Annotated in this window: 17 protein-coding genes; 13 read left to right on the top strand and 4 right to left on the bottom strand. The window is 42.8% G+C overall.

Annotated features, from left to right (window positions below):
* Nucleotides 1–1125 carry a sporulation integral membrane protein YtvI gene (ytvI, locus tag MM817_RS03810; RefSeq protein WP_241712098.1) on the top strand — a complete coding sequence of 375 codons (1125 nt, stop codon included), beginning with the start codon at nucleotides 1–3 and terminating at the stop codon, nucleotides 1123–1125.
* A gap of 43 nt (nucleotides 1126–1168) precedes the next feature.
* Nucleotides 1169–1693 (top strand): DUF402 domain-containing protein, encoded by a 525-nt coding sequence (locus MM817_RS03805; RefSeq protein ID WP_241712097.1) that lies wholly within the window; start codon nucleotides 1169–1171, stop codon nucleotides 1691–1693.
* 56 nt (nucleotides 1694–1749) lie between these two features.
* Here MM817_RS03805 and MM817_RS03800 read toward each other — a convergent pair whose 3' ends face one another.
* A complete protein-coding gene (locus tag MM817_RS03800; protein ID WP_241712096.1) occupies nucleotides 1750–2370 on the bottom strand; it encodes an RsfA family transcriptional regulator in 621 nt (206 codons plus the stop codon).
* A 135-nt stretch (nucleotides 2371–2505) separates the two neighbouring features.
* Here MM817_RS03800 and MM817_RS03795 point away from each other — a divergent pair, with 135 nt between their 5' ends.
* Nucleotides 2506–3333, top strand: a complete 828-nt coding sequence (locus MM817_RS03795; protein ID WP_241712095.1) for an HAD family hydrolase — start codon at nucleotides 2506–2508, stop codon at nucleotides 3331–3333.
* A 100-nt stretch (nucleotides 3334–3433) separates the two neighbouring features.
* On the opposite strand, the gene MM817_RS03790 is transcribed toward MM817_RS03795, so the two are convergent.
* Nucleotides 3434–3733, bottom strand: a complete 300-nt coding sequence (locus tag MM817_RS03790) for a Dabb family protein (RefSeq protein WP_241712094.1) — start codon at nucleotides 3731–3733, stop codon at nucleotides 3434–3436.
* A gap of 113 nt (nucleotides 3734–3846) precedes the next feature.
* Between MM817_RS03790 and bioB the strand changes: the two genes are divergently transcribed.
* The 8 genes from bioB (at nucleotide 3847) to MM817_RS03750 (ending at nucleotide 11974) form a co-directional block, all read left to right on the top strand.
* Complete coding sequence (gene bioB, locus MM817_RS03785) at nucleotides 3847–4842, top strand: biotin synthase BioB (RefSeq protein WP_272879615.1); 996 nt, start codon at nucleotides 3847–3849, stop codon at nucleotides 4840–4842.
* Between the two features lie 63 nt (nucleotides 4843–4905).
* Complete coding sequence (locus tag MM817_RS03780; RefSeq protein ID WP_241712092.1) at nucleotides 4906–5274, top strand: type I phosphoribosyltransferase; 369 nt, start codon at nucleotides 4906–4908, stop codon at nucleotides 5272–5274.
* 10 nt (nucleotides 5275–5284) lie between these two features.
* Nucleotides 5285–5950 carry a DUF1054 family protein gene (locus tag MM817_RS03775; protein ID WP_241712091.1) on the top strand — a complete coding sequence of 222 codons (666 nt, stop codon included), beginning with the start codon at nucleotides 5285–5287 and terminating at the stop codon, nucleotides 5948–5950.
* 14 nt (nucleotides 5951–5964) lie between these two features.
* Nucleotides 5965–6540 carry an HD domain-containing protein gene (locus MM817_RS03770; RefSeq protein ID WP_241712090.1) on the top strand — a complete coding sequence of 192 codons (576 nt, stop codon included), beginning with the start codon at nucleotides 5965–5967 and terminating at the stop codon, nucleotides 6538–6540.
* Nucleotides 6541–6570: 30 nt separating this feature from the next.
* Nucleotides 6571–8022, top strand: a complete 1452-nt coding sequence (locus MM817_RS17205; RefSeq protein ID WP_241712089.1) for a bifunctional metallophosphatase/5'-nucleotidase — start codon at nucleotides 6571–6573, stop codon at nucleotides 8020–8022.
* Nucleotides 8023–8034: 12 nt separating this feature from the next.
* Nucleotides 8035–8754: an endonuclease III gene (nth, locus tag MM817_RS03760; RefSeq protein WP_241712088.1), complete on the top strand. Its 720-nt coding sequence runs from the start codon at nucleotides 8035–8037 to the stop codon at nucleotides 8752–8754.
* Nucleotides 8755–8868: 114 nt separating this feature from the next.
* Nucleotides 8869–10731 carry a spore germination protein gene (locus MM817_RS03755; RefSeq protein WP_241712087.1) on the top strand — a complete coding sequence of 621 codons (1863 nt, stop codon included), beginning with the start codon at nucleotides 8869–8871 and terminating at the stop codon, nucleotides 10729–10731.
* Nucleotides 10732–10774: 43 nt separating this feature from the next.
* A complete protein-coding gene (locus MM817_RS03750) occupies nucleotides 10775–11974 on the top strand; it encodes a GerAB/ArcD/ProY family transporter (protein WP_241712086.1) in 1200 nt (399 codons plus the stop codon).
* 208 nt (nucleotides 11975–12182) lie between these two features.
* On the opposite strand, the gene MM817_RS03745 is transcribed toward MM817_RS03750, so the two are convergent.
* A complete protein-coding gene (locus MM817_RS03745) occupies nucleotides 12183–12923 on the bottom strand; it encodes a polysaccharide deacetylase family protein (protein WP_241712085.1) in 741 nt (246 codons plus the stop codon).
* Nucleotides 12924–13104: 181 nt separating this feature from the next.
* On the opposite strand from MM817_RS03745, the gene rnhA reads away from it, so the two are divergent.
* Entirely contained in the window at nucleotides 13105–13548 is a 444-nt protein-coding gene (rnhA, locus tag MM817_RS03740; RefSeq protein ID WP_241712084.1) for a ribonuclease HI, read from the top strand.
* Between the two features lie 17 nt (nucleotides 13549–13565).
* Complete coding sequence (gene queG, locus MM817_RS03735) at nucleotides 13566–14714, top strand: tRNA epoxyqueuosine(34) reductase QueG (protein ID WP_241712083.1); 1149 nt, start codon at nucleotides 13566–13568, stop codon at nucleotides 14712–14714.
* A gap of 168 nt (nucleotides 14715–14882) precedes the next feature.
* Here the strand turns inward: queG and MM817_RS03730 are convergent, their stop codons facing one another.
* Nucleotides 14883–16343, bottom strand: a complete 1461-nt coding sequence (locus MM817_RS03730) for a CotS family spore coat protein (RefSeq protein ID WP_241712082.1) — start codon at nucleotides 16341–16343, stop codon at nucleotides 14883–14885.
* Between the last annotated feature and the right edge of the window lie 17 nt (nucleotides 16344–16360).

Here is a 16360-nt window from a genome sequence, read left to right as displayed (position 1 = left end):
ATGCCAATGAACTCCCGTAAAGATCTGCAAGCATATCTGGCTCATCTACTTGAGGTTGCAGTATTATTACTATTTCTAGTGGTTAGCACATACATATTTTTACGTATTTTAAATTATATTCTGCCTTTTGTAATAGGATTTTTAATTGCTGTTAGTTTACTGCCGATTGCGCGATTTCTGGAACATCAAGGTATGCCAAGACGTTCAGCCATTGTGGCAACACTTGTCGTCATTTTAGGTGGACTGCTATCTTTACTTCTATTTTTAGTCATTCAAGGAGCAGAGGAAGCGACCAGTCTTTATCAAGTGATTCCACAGTACTTTGTTTCGTGGCGAGCTTGGGCAGAAAATCTCATTGATCAAAGTGCTATTGTATACGCACATCTGCCACCTAAAATGGTAAGTCCCTTACAGTCATCAGTAGGATCAGTTATCGCACAGAGTAGAGAGCTAGCGTTGTCTGCTTTAAGTGCATTCATTGGTGGGGTGACTGTTTTACCAGACCTCGTTTTTGTAATTGTAATTTCTGTAATTGCGGCATATTTCTTTATGGCAGAACGAACTCTTCTTTTAAATTGGTTGCGTATATTGCTTCCCCCAGGTTGGGGTATCAAACTGGAAGTAGTGGCAAAAGACGTCGGCAATGCGTTGGCTGGTTTATTACGTGCGCAACTTGTATTAATCGCTGTGACAAGTATGATTTGTGTGGTTGGTCTGACGATTATGCATGTTCATTATGCATTAATTCTAGGGATTGCTATTGGGCTTACTGGCTGGGTTCCTATCTTAGGATCGGGCATTATTACAATCCCCTGGGCTATCGGGGCATTTGCGCTTGGCAATGTGGTAGTTGCTATTAAAGTGATACTCTTACAAGCTATTGCATCGTTAGTAAGACATACGATCGAGCCTAAAATTCTTGCATCCAACATGGGGTTAGGCACTTTTCCTACTTTGTTTGGCATGTATGTTGGGCTTACAAGCATTGGATTTATTGGATTACTGCTTGGACCCATCGCCTTAATTGCCATTCGATCATTGCTTCGCGTGCGAATGTTCATTGATTTTTTCCCGGAGCGTATGGTTGGTCAGTCCTTTCGTCAGCGCGATCAAGACATAAAGTGATGATCCATCCTAAACGTTATGAGTGATAGTGGGAGGTGGTGTGGTGCTCTTTGATCAAGAACATCGGTGGAGGATTTGTAGTAAGAAGTATGATGGGAGTTTTCATCGCCTCTGGACATGCGCTTATCCACAACAGATGAATTCGTTATTTTCTAATGAGTTTATGCCTCATCTTTCCTTGCTTATTCCAGCCCGTACAAAAGTAGTTGAAGCAAGCGGTAAGAATTGGAGCAGCCCATACGATGTGATAGCGTGCTTTTTTGCTGAAAAGTATTATCAAGTGATGGTTCTTCTAAAAGAGGGCGGCACTGAATATTATTGTAATTCCTGCACCATTGCCAAGATTGATGAGATAGAGCGGGAAGTGAATTTTGTGGATTTGGATGTAGATTTATTAGTAGATGCTTCTGGGGCTATGAGGGTGGTAGATCAACAAGAATTCGAGGACAATAAGTTTCACTATCAGTATCCAGCTGCTATGGTGGATGGTGTTTTGCGAGATCTTGACGATCTTCAGAAAATGGCAAGCAATCGACTAGGTGTATTTTCGCATAAAGCATACGAATAGCGTCGTAGGAATAGATGATCATCCCGCGACGCTGCCGATTAACTTTTTGTGGCCATTCATTCCTGTTGCATAATACGCTCTACATTACCTTCTGTGTCCATGCGAAATCTGGCTTTAGGGGACTCGCCTTCAGCCTCAATAATTTTTCGTGCGCGTTCCATAATAGCTAGTAACATGCGTGAATCTTCTTCGATTTGTTCGGGTGTCGCAGGCATTGGAGCATGCTCGCGAACAGTTTTAAATCTAATTTGATCTAGTTGTTCCTCTAAAAGTCGTTTTTGATCACCCAAAACTGTGATGGTATCTTGTAATTCATGATAACGACGTTCAAAGTCGCGAAGTCCTCGGATTAATAGATCAAGGGTGAATTCGTGATCGTCGCCAGCTCCGAGTGTGATTTGGGTGCGATTTGGTCGCCTGTTACGCCGATCTTCTAGTGTTCTGCGGCGAATTTGCTTTGCTTCGCGTATGGTATCTTCGTAGTGTCTGCGTACTACGCCATTCCAACGATAACCACAGGCTGCAGAGGTGCGCCCTAGAAGACTAGCAGCTTCATCAAAAGCAACAAGTTGCGTGCTACCTTCACGAATATGCTTTAAAACGAGTTCTGCTAGAGTGACATCATCTTCAGGAGTCCATGCGTCTGAACGAGATGCCCACCTTTCCATTAGTTCCATTTCGAGTAATCCCTCCAAACCTTGATAGTATCTTTATGTCCGATTTTTGGAAGAAAGATACATGGCACAGTTAACTTCGATAAGATATGGTATGTTTATAGACCCAACTGGTGCATACGTGAGAGGAGATGTGGCATGAACCATTACCTAATTGCCGTTGATCTAGATGGCACGCTTCTTACTACGCAAAAAAAAATTTCTAATCGTACAAAGCTAACCTTGCAAAGTATGATACAACTTGGAAATGATGTAGTCATTGCTACTGGTAGACCTAAACGTACTAGTCTAAGTTATTTTAAAGAGTTAGAATTGCAGACTCCTCTTATTAATTTAAATGGTGCAATTGTACATGATCCTTATGAAGAGACTAGGGAACAACATCTCCCAATTTCACAACAAACTGCAAATGAGGTTCTCGCAATCTGCTATGACCTAGGAATTGAGAATGTTCTGGCGGAAGTCAGACACGATTTTTATATGCACAAACAAGGGAAAATGAATATGGCACTTGATGTCGATGGATTATCTGCTGTAGCCATTGGAGATTTAAGACAACTGATTCAAACGGATGTCACTAGTTTCACAATTCACCCTCGTCTTACACATGCACAGCGGTTATTCGATGAGTTACAAAATAACTTTTCTCACTTGCTGACAGTTCGCGATTGGGGAGATCCGCAAAGGACGATTGAGATTTTAAATAAAAAGGCTTCTAAAGCATCTGGAGTAGAATTTGTTGCACGCCATTTGGGCTATGAAAAAGAACAAATTATCGCATTTGGAGACGAATTAAATGATCTAGATATGCTGTTATATGCGGGAACAAGTGTTGCTATGGGGAATGCTCGTGAGGTTGTAAAAAATATGGCTGACTTTGTGACAGAATCATGTGATCAAGATGGGATTGCTATATTTTTAGAACAGCATGTGCTAGATGGGAAAAGTGTCATTTCAAAGGGATAGAAGTGTACTTACAAAATGGATGCCTCTCTTTCCGAGGACGTGTGATGAGGAGTAGGCCAGACGTAGACACTGGCCTACAGTGTATTCAATGAAAGTTCAGTTAGTCCACAATAGGCTTAAAGTCTAGGGCTAGCAAATCATCAATGGCTGCATTTAGTCGTTTTGCGACTTCTTGGTGCAATGGGTGCGGTCCATAATCATCTAAACTCTTTTGGTCAGCAAAAGTAACGACTAATCCGCCATCGTAACCTTTACTGCGCGTTGAGAAGTTGTGGCCAACTCTCAGCTCTAAGATACCTTCAATTGTGTTTTTTAGACTAAGTAAGGATGTGAGAATGTCCTGCTTCTCCTCATCGGGTATATTGCTTTTCCATTTAAAAATAATGATATGTTCGATCATATATGATACTCCCCCCATCCTAAGCATTTTAAGCTATTCTAGTATAGTATAACAAGAAATGAGTTACAGGTAATTGTGGTATTTGGTATATACGCTTTGTGAGGAGGCAAATGATGATAAGTCAATCTCATCTAGAATATAGTTTATTAGCAGGCGAGGTGTTAAGGGGTAAATTAATTAGTAAAGAAGAGGCTCTTTTATTGCTGAACACTCCAGATGATGAATTACTTGAACTATTGGCAGGCGCTTATCGAATTAGGAAATCATATTTTGGTAATAAAGTAAAACTCAACATGATCATTAATGCTAAGAGTGGCCTTTGCCCAGAAGATTGCGGTTATTGCTCTCAGTCTATTGTGTCTGAAGCACCTGTAGAAAAGTATGCTTTGCTCGATCGAGATCAGTTAATTGATGGTGCTAAAGAGGCATTGCAAAGAAAGGCAGGAACTTACTGTATCGTGATGTCTGGCCGGAAACCAAGTAAGAGAGAAGTTGCTGATGTAGCGTCTGCAGTAAGAACGATCAGGGAAACGACGTCTTTAAAAATTTGTGCTTGTTTAGGTTTAATTTCTCAAGAAGATGCACATGAGTTGGCTGAAGCTGGGGTACAGCGTTTTAATCATAACTTAAATACTAGTGAACATAGGTATGAAGAAATTTGTCATACGCATTCGTATCAGGATCGAGTGAACACGGTTACATATGCGAAACAAGCAGGGATGTCACCGTGTTCTGGGGTGATTATTGGTATGGGTGAGGCGCATGAGGATGTTGTTGATGTAGCTTTTGCATTACGCGAGATGGATGTTGACTCGATTCCTGTTAATTTTTTAAATTCAATTGATGGGACTCCTCTTGCAGGATTAAAAGAATTGGATCCAAGATATTGTTTAAAAGCGTTAGCATTGTTTAGATATGTCAATCCTACAAAGGAGATTCGAGTTTCAGGAGGTCGCGAAGTGAATTTGCGTAGTTTACAACCACTTTCATTGTATGCTGCGAACTCGATATTTGTAGGAGACTATTTAACCACGCAGGGACAGGAGCCTACATCTGATTGGAAGATGATTGAGGATCTTGGATTTGAGATTGAAGAATATGCACAATGATCTGTTTCTACGTTAAAATTGTGATACACTACGCTAAATAGAATGCCATATGGAGGGATTAGGATGGCTGGGCAAGCAGTTTTTGCGTTCGTTCCTGATTCAATGTTTTCTGTCCAATTGCGTGAAGCCGTAGCTAAGCAAAATGGATCGGTTGCATTTACATCCAACATACAGGATTTTCAGTCTCGCCTACAGCAGGTATTACCCGCATTAGTGATTCTGGATCTAGTAGCAGTGGGTGGCGAGATTTCTAACATTGTGTCCCTCTGTCGGCAAAGTGGTAGTAAGGTCGTAGCTTTTGCTCCGCACGCACAGGGTGATTTATTTGTTATGGCAGAACACGAGGGTTGTGATCAGGTATATTCAAGTGCTGCATTTAAAATGGATATAGAGTCCATTTTAGCTAAGTGGTTATCCAGTAAGATAGACTGAGGTGAACGATATGGTCGTTGATATCACGTCAGACACATTAACAGCGCCATTTACAGGTATAGATGAAGCTGATTTTGATGTGTTTGCAGTACCTGGCTTAGAGATGAGAATGGAAGCGCTAAAGGCACATTTACGCCCGAAACTGACAGGGATTGGGGAGTATATGGCTCCCCTCTTGTCGGAATGGATTGAGAAGCCATTTTATGCTCATGTGGCAAAACATGCACGAAGAAAAACCAATCCACCCAATGATTCGTGGGTTGCATTTTCATTCAATCAAAGAGGATATAAGAAGTGGCCAACTTTTATGATCGGAGCTTGGCAGACACATGTATTCGTGCAATTTGGCGTCATTTACGAATCGCCTTATAAGGCGGATTTTGGGCGCGCTATTTTAACGGAATCCAAGCGTGTTCTTGAATTATTGCCGAGTAACTATCGAATGTACCCTGATCATATGAAACCAGAAGGGGTAGCGCTGGATCAGTTATCGAGTGACCAGTTTGAACACATAGCCACACGTGTGATAGAGAAGAAGAATGCGGATTTGTTATTTGGCATTTCTTTGATGAGAGAAGAAGTGTTACAGATGTCTGGGGAAGAGTTACTAGATCAATTGAAGACTGCGATGATTCCCTTAGCAAAATTATATGTGCTTACAGTAGCGCAATTATAGGAGGCAAGTTCCAATTGGATTTTCGCAATCGAGAAAAGGCGTATCAACTATTGACTGAGTATACACAAAACAAGAGTTTACTTAAGCACGCCCTATCCGTAGAGGCGTCAATGCGTGCATATGCGGTAAAGTATCATGAGGACGTCGAAGAATTTGGGGTCGTCGGATTATTGCATGACTTTGACTATGAGCGCTATCCCACCCCAGAGGAACATACCATTATTGGTGCGAAGATTCTCGCAGATGAAGGATATCCACCACATATCATTCGTGCGATTCAAGCGCATGCGGACTATAATGGAATTGAGCGGCAATCATTATTGGAGCGATGCCTTTTTGCTTGTGATGAATTGAGTGGATTTGTCACTGCTGTTTCATTGGTAAGGCCGACCAAAAGCGTTTTTGACGTAGATGTTGCAAGTGTGAAAAAGAAGTTAAAGGATAAAGCATTTGCAAAAGGAGTGAACCGTGAAGATGTTTATCAAGGTGCACAGGAGCTCGGCATTGAATTAGATGAGCATATTGCCTTTGTGATCCAAGCACTACAGCAGGCAGCTGATGTTCTTGAACTGCGAGGAATAGAAGGATAAGTTGATTTTAGTGGATGGAGGTTGTAACTAGTGGAACTTCACATCCTTCATACCAATGATGTACACAGTGAACTTGAGCGGTTTTCCTATTTGGCAAAACACTTACGTGCTCGCTATGATGAGCTACGGGATCGGGAACAGCCGGTCCTGTGTTTTGAATTAGGCGATCACATAGATATGTCAAACCCTCTTTCTTACGCCACTGCAGGACATGTGAATGCGCGTATTTTGCAAACACTTCCCTATGATGGATGGGTATTTGGAAATAATGAAACTCTTACTATAGATCAATCAGAGTGGGCTCATCTTATCCGTTTGGCGAACGTCCCACTGTTTTGCTCTAATTTAACTGTGCCAGGATTGAACCAAGACGAGCAGGGTAATCTTGTGCATGGCCAGTATTATGAGATAGATGGAGTGAAGATAGGCGTATTTGGCGTTACTGTGAAGTATGAAAAGTCGTTTGCTACACTGGGCATAAAAGCGGAAGACCCTGTTGCAGTGGCTTTTCAAATGGCTAGTGAGATGCGCGAACATGGAGCAGAGATTGTCATCTTGCTTTCCCATTTAGGATACCATATGGACCAGTTATTGGCGGATCAAGGGTTGCCCGTTGATGTCATTATCGGTGCACATACGCATCATTTTCTCGATGGTGGGGACTTGCGATCAGGAATATGGATTTTACAGGCCGGTAAGCATGCATATGCATTTGGTCACGCTGTATTGCATGTCGATGAGAACCACCATGTAACGAATGTTACTTCATCACTCGAATATACAGATTTTACAGGGGATCCAGATGAGAAGGTAGAGACAGCTATAACATCTTTGCACGATAAAGCCATAGAGTGGCTTCAGAGTCCAGTAGCAACTATATCAGTGCCATTGAGTCATTCGCTATTTGGAGAGTCTCAACTCGTTAATTTGTTATGTGATGAATTGCGAATTGAATTATCCGCACAGCTCGCTTTTCTAAATGGTGGTGTGATTACTGCGGGGTATCTTGCAGGTACGATACGGCAGAAGGATCTGTTAGCTATTTGCGGAACTCCGATGCGTCCTGTGAAGATGAATGTTCCAGGACATGCATTGTTACAGTTAATTAGCGAGGGCAATCAGGAGCAATTAATTAGAAGACAAGGGTTTGGATTTGGATTTCGCGGGCACTTCGTCGGTCGCTTACATGTATCTGGGGCACACGTCACGATTGCAGAGATGGACTCCAGGGAGAGCGGAGAGACGGCTACTATTGTGCGTGTTCTTATTGGTATGCAGCAGCTTGATCCCATGCGTATGTATACAGTGGTTACCTCCGAATACATAGCATTATCTCCTATGTATAAATCACTACATGGATATGAATATGTCTACTGTGAACCACTCATTCGTACCTTTTTAGGCCGTGCTTTAGGCAATGGTAATCTCGTAGAAGGAGCACATAAGCAAAGGTACCGGTGGATCAATGATGATGCAAACTAAGGGGATGGAGATATGACGTTGCCACGCATTGCAACGGCTGATGTTTTGCGGACTTTGGAGGAATTATACCCAGATGCAAAGTGTGCACTGCATCATACAAATCCGTTTGAGTTGCTCATCGCGACCATTTTGTCTGCACAGTGCACAGATAAACGTGTCAATGAGATCACGCCGCGACTATTTTTGAAATTTCCCACTCCGTTGGCGTTAGCACAGGCAGATGTTGCTGAAGTGGAAACATTGATTATGGAGTGTGGATTATTTAAAACGAAAGCAAAAAATATTATAGGGACAAGTCAACGTCTGGTAGAAGAATATCAATCGATCGTTCCTAATCAAATGGAACAATTAATTTCTTTACCTGGTGTGGGGAGAAAAACTGCGAATGTGGTGCTGTCTAATGCATTTGGAGTTCCTGCCATTGCGGTAGATACTCATGTTCAACGCGTGTCGAATCGGCTTGGTTTAGCGCAAAGCGAACATGTACTTGAGACAGAGCAGCAGTTGATGAAACGCATTCCGATGGATCGTTGGTCTGATGCGCATCACTGGCTCATTTATCATGGACGACAGGTATGCATGGCGCGTAGCCCCAAATGTGAAATTTGTACGCTTGCTCCTTTTTGCCGGTATTTTAAGACACAAGTAAAACTTCGCGGAAAAGCGCGAAGTAGAGCTAAAGCAGTTTCTATCTATGCTGATGATTCTTCAGGTGTAGGAAACCATTCCTAATGGAATATGTATAGGCAAAAAGACAGCTCATCATGGGCTGTCTTTTTTGCATAATGAGGAAAGAAAAGGGAACCTTATTCTGTGAAAGAACGACTCTAGTGGGAGTGTGCGATGATGCAAATACGGCGACTATGGCGTTGGTTAACGGTCGACGATTCACTTCTTGATAAACAGTTTATTTTAACTCCAGAAAATATGGCTGACGAAGAACAGAATAAGGACAATGAGGATCAAGTACATGTTAGACGAGGACAACGATCGCGGTGGCGTTTAAAGGCCACCTATTCTTTTTATGGCGAACATTATCCAGATTCAAAGAAAAATAAAGTCAATGCACAAGTGTTTGGAAAACGCTCTATTCGCTCTGTGACCATGGCAACATTACGTGCGCGTGCTAATGATCGAGCGCAGAATCGAAAAGTCAATGACGCGTGGCAAGCTGAGCTACCAACTAGAATACAGTATGATTTGAGTGGCAATAGAAAAATTCTTGAGAAAACGTTTCATATGCCAAAGAATGCAGATGTAGTAGTGAGAACCTTTAAAGTAGGTGGATCACCACAAATAGAAGCGTTCGCTGTGTTTATGGATGGATTAGCAGATAAGATCATTATTAATAATCATATTCTTGAACCGCTTATGATTTTGTCCTCATTTGATGCAAGTGCATCTGAAACAGTCATCATGAATTGGATTAAAGAGACGTTATTACCTGGCAACCAAGTGATGGAGATCAAAACATGGAAGGATGCAACAGAAAATATTCTGGCCGGAAGTACGGTTATTTTCTTTGAGGGGATGGCTATAGGGTTATCTGTAGAGACCAAGGGCTGGGAACATCGGACAGTGGGGATCAGCCAAACTGAAGCAGTTGTGCGCGGGCCGCACGATGCATTCACTGAGAATTTTCGGGCAAATACAGGTCTTGTAAGAGCCAGACTACGATCGACAAGGTTAATCACGGAGATGAGGCAGTTAGGAGAATTGGCTAGTACAGATATTGCCATTATGTATATTGATGGACTAGCTAATCCGCGATTGATTGCAGAAGTGAAGAAACGTTTAAAAAGTATAAAAATTGATTATATGCCTGATAGCGGACTGCTAGAACAGTTCATGGAAGATGACCCAATTAGCGTATTTCCTAAATTTTTATCGACGGAACGTCCAGATCGTGTAGCATTTGGACTAACAGAAGGGCAAGTAGCTATATTTGTTGGGCAAAGTCCATACGCGATTCTTGCCCCTGTTCTGTTTTGGTCACTACTGCATACCTCAGAGGATGCATATTTGCGTTGGCCTTTTGGTACATTTGTGCGATCGATTCGCATGATTTCAGTCATCATAGGCCTCTTGTTCCCTGCATTATACATTTCAGTGGCCAATTATCATCCAGAGATGATCCCCACAGATCTCATGTTAGCCGTTGCAGCATCACGTGAACGCGTGCCATTTCCTGTTGTTTTTGAAATTTTAGTCATGGAGTTTTCGCTTGAATTAATTCGTGAAGCAGGTATTCGAATCCCATCAGTGATAGGACCTACTATTGGGATTGTTGGTGCCTTAATTCTAGGTCAAGCTGCGGTAGCGGCAGGCATTATTAGCCCGCTGTTAATTATCGTGGTGGCTGTAACAGCACTCGCGTCATTTACAATGCCAAATTATAATCTATCATTTTCTATTCGCGTTTTGCGATTTGGATTTATCTTGGCAGCTGCTTTCTTTGGTTTTTATGGAGTGGCCCTCGCCGTTATGGTACTTATCATGCATGCTGTGAGCATTCGTAGCTTTGGTGTACCCATTCTATCCCCTATTGCACCATGGCAGCGATCTTCACCTGATGTCATAGCGCGTGGAAAAGTATTTACTATGGAGACACGTCCTGCTGCCTTTGGATCACAGGATACAAAACGTCAAGAAGATATAACGCGACCATGGAGTCCACGAGTCCGTTCGATGCGAAAATTAAAAAAATAAGTCTTTTGTAGTGTGATGATTTTTCTGTTGGGGGTAATAAAAGATGGCTAAACAGCTAAAAGAGATCAATATCGGACGCGTAGGTGTGATTGAACTTACAGCACTTTTGACGATTTATACTGCGACAGATGTATTTTTGAGCTTCCCTTCACGTGTCGCTGCGGAAGGCAAAAGTATGGCGTGGGCAATCCCACTCATATCGGGTGCAATTGTTTTGCTTGCTTTTTTCATTGTACACATGTGCTTTAAACGATTTCCGGGGGAAAATGTATTACAAGTCATGACGCGTTTATTTAGTCGATATGTAACAGTACCTGTTGCGCTCCTTTTCGTTTTATTTTTCATCACACAAACAGCTCTTGTGATGAGGGAATTTACTGAGACAGTCGTGACAACCGTGTTGCCTGCTACGCCAACTGCAGTGGTGACTCTATCTTTTTTAGTTGTTGTTATTTATTACGCGCACAAAGGGCTTGAAGGCTTAACGCGGACAGCGATGATTTTTTCTTACCTTTTTTTAACAGGTCTAGCTATTTTGCTCTTGTTGCCATTGTCCTGGTTTAATGCAAGCTTATTACTTCCCTTTTTTGGACAAGGGATCATGCATACGCTGTGGTTTGGATCCATTAATACAAGTCTTTTTTGCAATGTGCTCATATTGTCCATTATGTATCCTGCCATTCGTAATAGGGAGCAGTTTAAATACATTGGAGTCGTAAGTATTATCCTTGCTTCGCTAATCTTTAGTATTGTTTTGATCGTGTTTATCGGAACATTTGCTGTGGCTCCACTTGGTAGAGTTCCGTTTCCTATGTATCAATTGGCTCGTGTGATTTATGTAGGGAGATTTGTACAACGATTAGAATCTATCTTTGTTTTCCTCTGGGTTGCTGCAGCTGTGATTAAAATGGGGTTTGGACTTTGGTTGGCAGCCTACTTGTATGCACAGGCGTTCAATATGCCAGTATATCGTCCCTTGTTAGCGCCACTAGCTTTACTACTTTATGTCCTCTCGTTTTTACCACCTGATTTTCCTAGCGTTCTCGCGATCTCTGCGCAAGTATTTGAACCATATGGCTGGACTATAAGCGTGGCCTTACCAGTGATTTTAGCGCTCCTTGCTGCTGGCAAAGACTATTTTTCTCATCGGGGAGGTAAGAAAAAAGTGGACGCCAAAGATGAGCAAGCTGTAAAAAAAGGTTTTGGACGCTTTCGTTTCCGCAGGCGCGCACTTGTTCGATGAAGGGATGAGAATATGAATACGATTAATGTATTAGTTACGTTCGTTGCTCCAATACTGGTTACAGTGTATCTCATTAGCTTTATGAAATGGTTGTGGAGGCAGCACCGTCGTTTGGGTGCCGCCGGAGTAATGTTGTTGTTAATTGTGTCATGCGGAGGCACTCTTACTTATTTTACTTATAAGATGATGTCCTAAATACATAAACACGTCAATGACTTGACGAGGGATATGGAAGATATGGTTTCCACTGAGTGAGCAATTGACTGATCGTAACAAATTGGTATCCTTGTTTCGTTAGTTGGTTAAGAATCTCGTTTAATGCAGTCACCGTTTGCTCTCTTTTTCCACCGCCATCATGCAGAATAATGATGGTTCCTGGCTTCACATGATGGATGACGCGATCCACAATTTTTTGGACACCAGGTTGTGACCAGTCCTTTGAATCAACATCCCATGACCACATAATGACTATATGTTTGGTTTGTTCGGCCACTTGCACAAGATGTTCAGATAATCCTCCGCCAGGTGGACGCAAGAACAATGGGCGTTTTCCAATAACCTGCATGATCGCCTGGTCACAAGCTGTCACATCAGTCACTGTGAGGTGATCCATTTTTAAATGCTGATCAGTGTGATTACCAATTTCTTGACCATGAGCAGCGAGTTGTTGAATAATCGCCGGGTGCTCACGCACTAAATGACCGAGCACAAAGAATGTTGCATGAGCATGGTAGTGATTAAGTGTATCCATGATTCGCATCGTGTATTTAGGGTTCGGTCCATCGTCAAAAGTGAGAGCAACCCATTTTTTTGTGGTCGCCACTGAGTAAACAATGTGACCGGGAGATCGTTTTTCCCAGTATTGATGACCATGCACGGGAGTTGTAACATGTGCAAGAGGGCCTAAAGCAAGCGTGGTGAGTAGCCCAACGAGAAAGAAATTCCCCATTAATTCAGTCCCCACGGACGACTCATAAGGTAGCTAGTGAAATTAGATGTGAACATGTGCTACACCATCCTTTGCTAACATCCGCTTAATAACTGACTGCAGTTGTATAAATTTGCGCTTGCGTGTAAGTGACTAAGTAACAGATAATACTTAAGATGTCTTTACTTCGGGGGAAATAAACGTGGAAGATGAATTAACCGCAGTTTCCATCTATACAGATGGGGCGTGTAGTGGCAATCCAGGTCCGGGTGGTTGGGCTGCCATCCTTGTATGGGGTGAACGTGAACTAGAATTATCAGGTGGAGAATCGCATACCACTAATCAACGGATGGAGATTCAAGCAGTAGTTGAAGGACTGCGCGGACTAAAAAGACCATGTAAAGTGACAGTCTATAGCGATTCGGCTTATGTAGTTAACTGTTTTACACAGAAATGGTATGTCAAATGGCAGCGGACCGGATGGGTGAATAGTAGCAATCAACCTGTCAAGAATCGCGATCTCTGGGAGCTGCTCATCGAGCAATTAGACCTTCATGATGTGCAATTTGGTAAAGTAAAAGGACACAGTGGGCACCACTATAATGAGCGTTGCGATGCATTGGCACGTGCTGCTGTAAAAAGATGAGTACTGGGAATCAACACATGAGTTGCACAGGATATGATGTGCCTTTCCACGTCTTGCAACAATTGGCAGTCAGAGCAGGTATTGAAGTAGTTGGTGTAACCACTGCAGATGTATTTCATGATGTAGTTCCGCAATTACAACGGTATTATGCGGAAGGACGTCAGACTGGATTTGAACATCCCTATTCTCAACAACGAGTGGATCCTGTGGCAAACCTTCCTAGTGCAAAGAGCATTGTTGCCATTGCTGTACCATATCGAATCGAAGAAACCATGCGGCTTAGACGGCCTAAGGGACTTCGTGGAAGTGTGTCGATGTATGCTTTTGGTCATGACTACCATCGTGTATTGAAGAAAAAATTACAATCCCTTGTGCTGTTGCTCACTGAGTATGTAGGGCGGGAGATTGACTATCAAATGGGTGTGGATACTTCCCCGTTAGTAGACCGGGCGGTGGCTGTACGCGCAGGCCTAGGATGGATTGGGAAAAATGGAATGTTGATTACGAAAGCATATGGATCATGGGTATTTCTTGGATCATTGTTAACAGATCTTTTGATTGAACCACAAAGTACAGTGGAACAACTCGATTCTTGTGGGACGTGCACGCTGTGTATCACTGCCTGTCCAACGGGGGCGTTAGTGGATCCCTACATTTTAGATGGACAACGCTGTATATCATACTTAACACAAAGTAAGGGCATCATTCCCGAGGAATATCGGGAACCCATAGGGAAGCGACTATGGGGCTGTGACGTATGTCAAAATGTGTGTCCCAAAAATAACGTAACACTGCTTGGCAGTGATTCATCTTTTGCACCTGTGGCAGATCTTAGTTTTCCAGAACTATTACACATCTTGAGCCTCTCAAGGCGTGCTTTTATGCGCGAATTTGGGCATACTGCAACTGCGTGGAGAGGTTATTATGTATGGCGGCGCAATGCCATTATGGCTCTAGGCAATTTGCGCGCAAAAGAAGCTATCTGGCAGCTAGTCCCCTTCCTAACGGATCCCCGTGAGGAGATCCGCGCAATGACGGCTTGGGCGCTTTCGCGGATTGCTCCAGAAATAGTTAGGGAGATCGTTGCAAAAGCATATTCTATGGAATCAGATCCATACGTGAAATCTGAGATGCAATGGGCATGTGATGATCATACTTCGCTCTAATTTCTCCGTTTAAGAGGTTGTTCAAAAAGGGGTAGAACTCCCCGGCGCATTGCAGCGTCAGCGCCAAGAACGCTCCTTCACGTACCCAAAACGTATGCTCAGTCCACATTCTTGGCTTGCTTCCTTGCACTGCGCGGGTCTTACCTGCCCCCTTTTTGAACAGGCTTTTTAAGAGCGAGTTCTTCGTGTGACTTGGCGGGAAAAAGATTGTAAAAATTTTTCGCGTTGATCCTCCAGAGCAATCGATTCCTGTAGATTTTTTAGCATTATTTGATAGGCTTGTGCTTGTTTTGGTGGAGCTGTGTAGTACGTATGTGCGATACGCCAATACCGATGAGGAAATGTCAATAGTGATTCAAGAAGTAAGTACTCTCCTTGTACAAGTGGTTGTACGCGGTTATAGGCGATTAGTGGAACGAGGGCAGTTTCGTTAGACCAGCTACCTTGTGCTTGCATGGCACGTCTTAGTAAGTGAGCAAGATCAATTACCCTTGGACCAAATGTCATGGTATCAAAATCAATCAATTGAACAAAACCGGCAGGATGAACGATGAGATTGGAGCGAGTGACATCTAAATGGCACAGCCCTGGATGCTCTAGAGATTGCTTGATATGAGCCTCTACTTCGGGAAGCTTGCAAAGAGATAGTGATTCTGTGGCTTGCTTATCTGCTTTTGCAAAATACTGCAAACATAGTTCATCAAACGCATTCTTTTCTGGGCGTTTTTCAATGCTTTGATAGAGGCGTTGTAAGTCTTGTTTGCGACTTAATAAATGTTCAAAAACGCGAAAGGCGTGTGGGGGTTGAAATGAAGCATATTCATAATTGACCGATCGCTCATGGAACCTTGCAAGCGTTTTTGCAGTTGCATTTAATTGACGTATAGACGCTAGTTGTACAGGTAGACCGGGTAGCCATTCGGATACATAATACGTTTGCCCAGCATCGATCACATAGGGTTTTTTGCTTTCTGTCGTACGTATGATACGGGCGGCGCGAGTAAACCCCCGACGACGAAGCTCATCGAGTGCCTCCGCCATAAAAGTGATGCGCTCTATAGGCAGTTGAGTGGCCTTTAATGCATATTGTTTACCATCTGAAGAAGTGATTTTCCAAATGCCGTTTGTAGATTCAACATTGTATATTTGTTCAAAATAACGTTTTGCTGTTTTGGTCTCTGCTTTTGATGTCATGTCCTGGCTTGTTCGAATCGTACGTTCTGAATGGGGTAATGCTTTTTGAGCGGTTATTGATTGAAGAGGTGGTTGCCTTGTTTGTCCAACCTGAATAATATTGTCTGATAAAGGTAATGTCTGTGCGCGCTTTTGTGTTTTTAGTGGTTTGCGTGGACGCGGTTTAGTCATTGTGCGATGACTTTGCGATTTACGTGGTACAAAATATTTGCGAGATGCTCTCGCAGCCGTTTGAGCCGTTCCTTTTGGCGCTTTTCTTGTTAGCGGAGGGTCTGTTGGACTGTCGTAATAAGAGTCATCTTCATCCACTTCTTCTTGTTGAGTCTCTTGTCGCGGTTTTCGCGTAGTCATAGTCGATTTATTTAAGACAGCAGGTGGCTTCGTTAGTTCGTCCCACACTTGTCTTAGCCATGGTGGTAGTGAATGTTTATCCATTGTTTTCACCTCCAAAG

The sequence above is a fragment of the Sulfoacidibacillus ferrooxidans genome (genome assembly GCF_022606465.1).
GTDB lineage: Bacteria > Bacillota > Bacilli > Alicyclobacillales > SLC66 > Sulfoacidibacillus > Sulfoacidibacillus ferrooxidans.
Note: the sequence above shows the minus strand (reverse complement) of the source record. Positions and strands in the feature narration are given on the sequence as shown.

Coding starts and splice junctions, on each gene's coding strand:
- ytvI (WP_241712098.1), top strand. CDS start 1: ATGCCAATGAACTCCCGTAAAGATCTGCAAGCATATCTGGCTCATCTA.
- bioB (WP_272879615.1), top strand. CDS start 3,847: ATGATAAGTCAATCTCATCTAGAATATAGTTTATTAGCAGGCGAGGTG.
- MM817_RS03755 (WP_241712087.1), top strand. CDS start 8,869: ATGCAAATACGGCGACTATGGCGTTGGTTAACGGTCGACGATTCACTT.
- MM817_RS03730 (WP_241712082.1), bottom strand. CDS start 16,343: ATGGATAAACATTCACTACCACCATGGCTAAGACAAGTGTGGGACGAA.
- MM817_RS03775 (WP_241712091.1), top strand. CDS start 5,285: ATGGTCGTTGATATCACGTCAGACACATTAACAGCGCCATTTACAGGT.
- MM817_RS03795 (WP_241712095.1), top strand. CDS start 2,506: ATGAACCATTACCTAATTGCCGTTGATCTAGATGGCACGCTTCTTACT.
- MM817_RS03790 (WP_241712094.1), bottom strand. CDS start 3,733: ATGATCGAACATATCATTATTTTTAAATGGAAAAGCAATATACCCGAT.
- nth (WP_241712088.1), top strand. CDS start 8,035: ATGACGTTGCCACGCATTGCAACGGCTGATGTTTTGCGGACTTTGGAG.
- queG (WP_241712083.1), top strand. CDS start 13,566: ATGAGTTGCACAGGATATGATGTGCCTTTCCACGTCTTGCAACAATTG.
- MM817_RS03750 (WP_241712086.1), top strand. CDS start 10,775: ATGGCTAAACAGCTAAAAGAGATCAATATCGGACGCGTAGGTGTGATT.
- MM817_RS03780 (WP_241712092.1), top strand. CDS start 4,906: ATGGCTGGGCAAGCAGTTTTTGCGTTCGTTCCTGATTCAATGTTTTCT.
- MM817_RS03800 (WP_241712096.1), bottom strand. CDS start 2,370: ATGGAACTAATGGAAAGGTGGGCATCTCGTTCAGACGCATGGACTCCT.
- MM817_RS03745 (WP_241712085.1), bottom strand. CDS start 12,923: ATGGGGAATTTCTTTCTCGTTGGGCTACTCACCACGCTTGCTTTAGGC.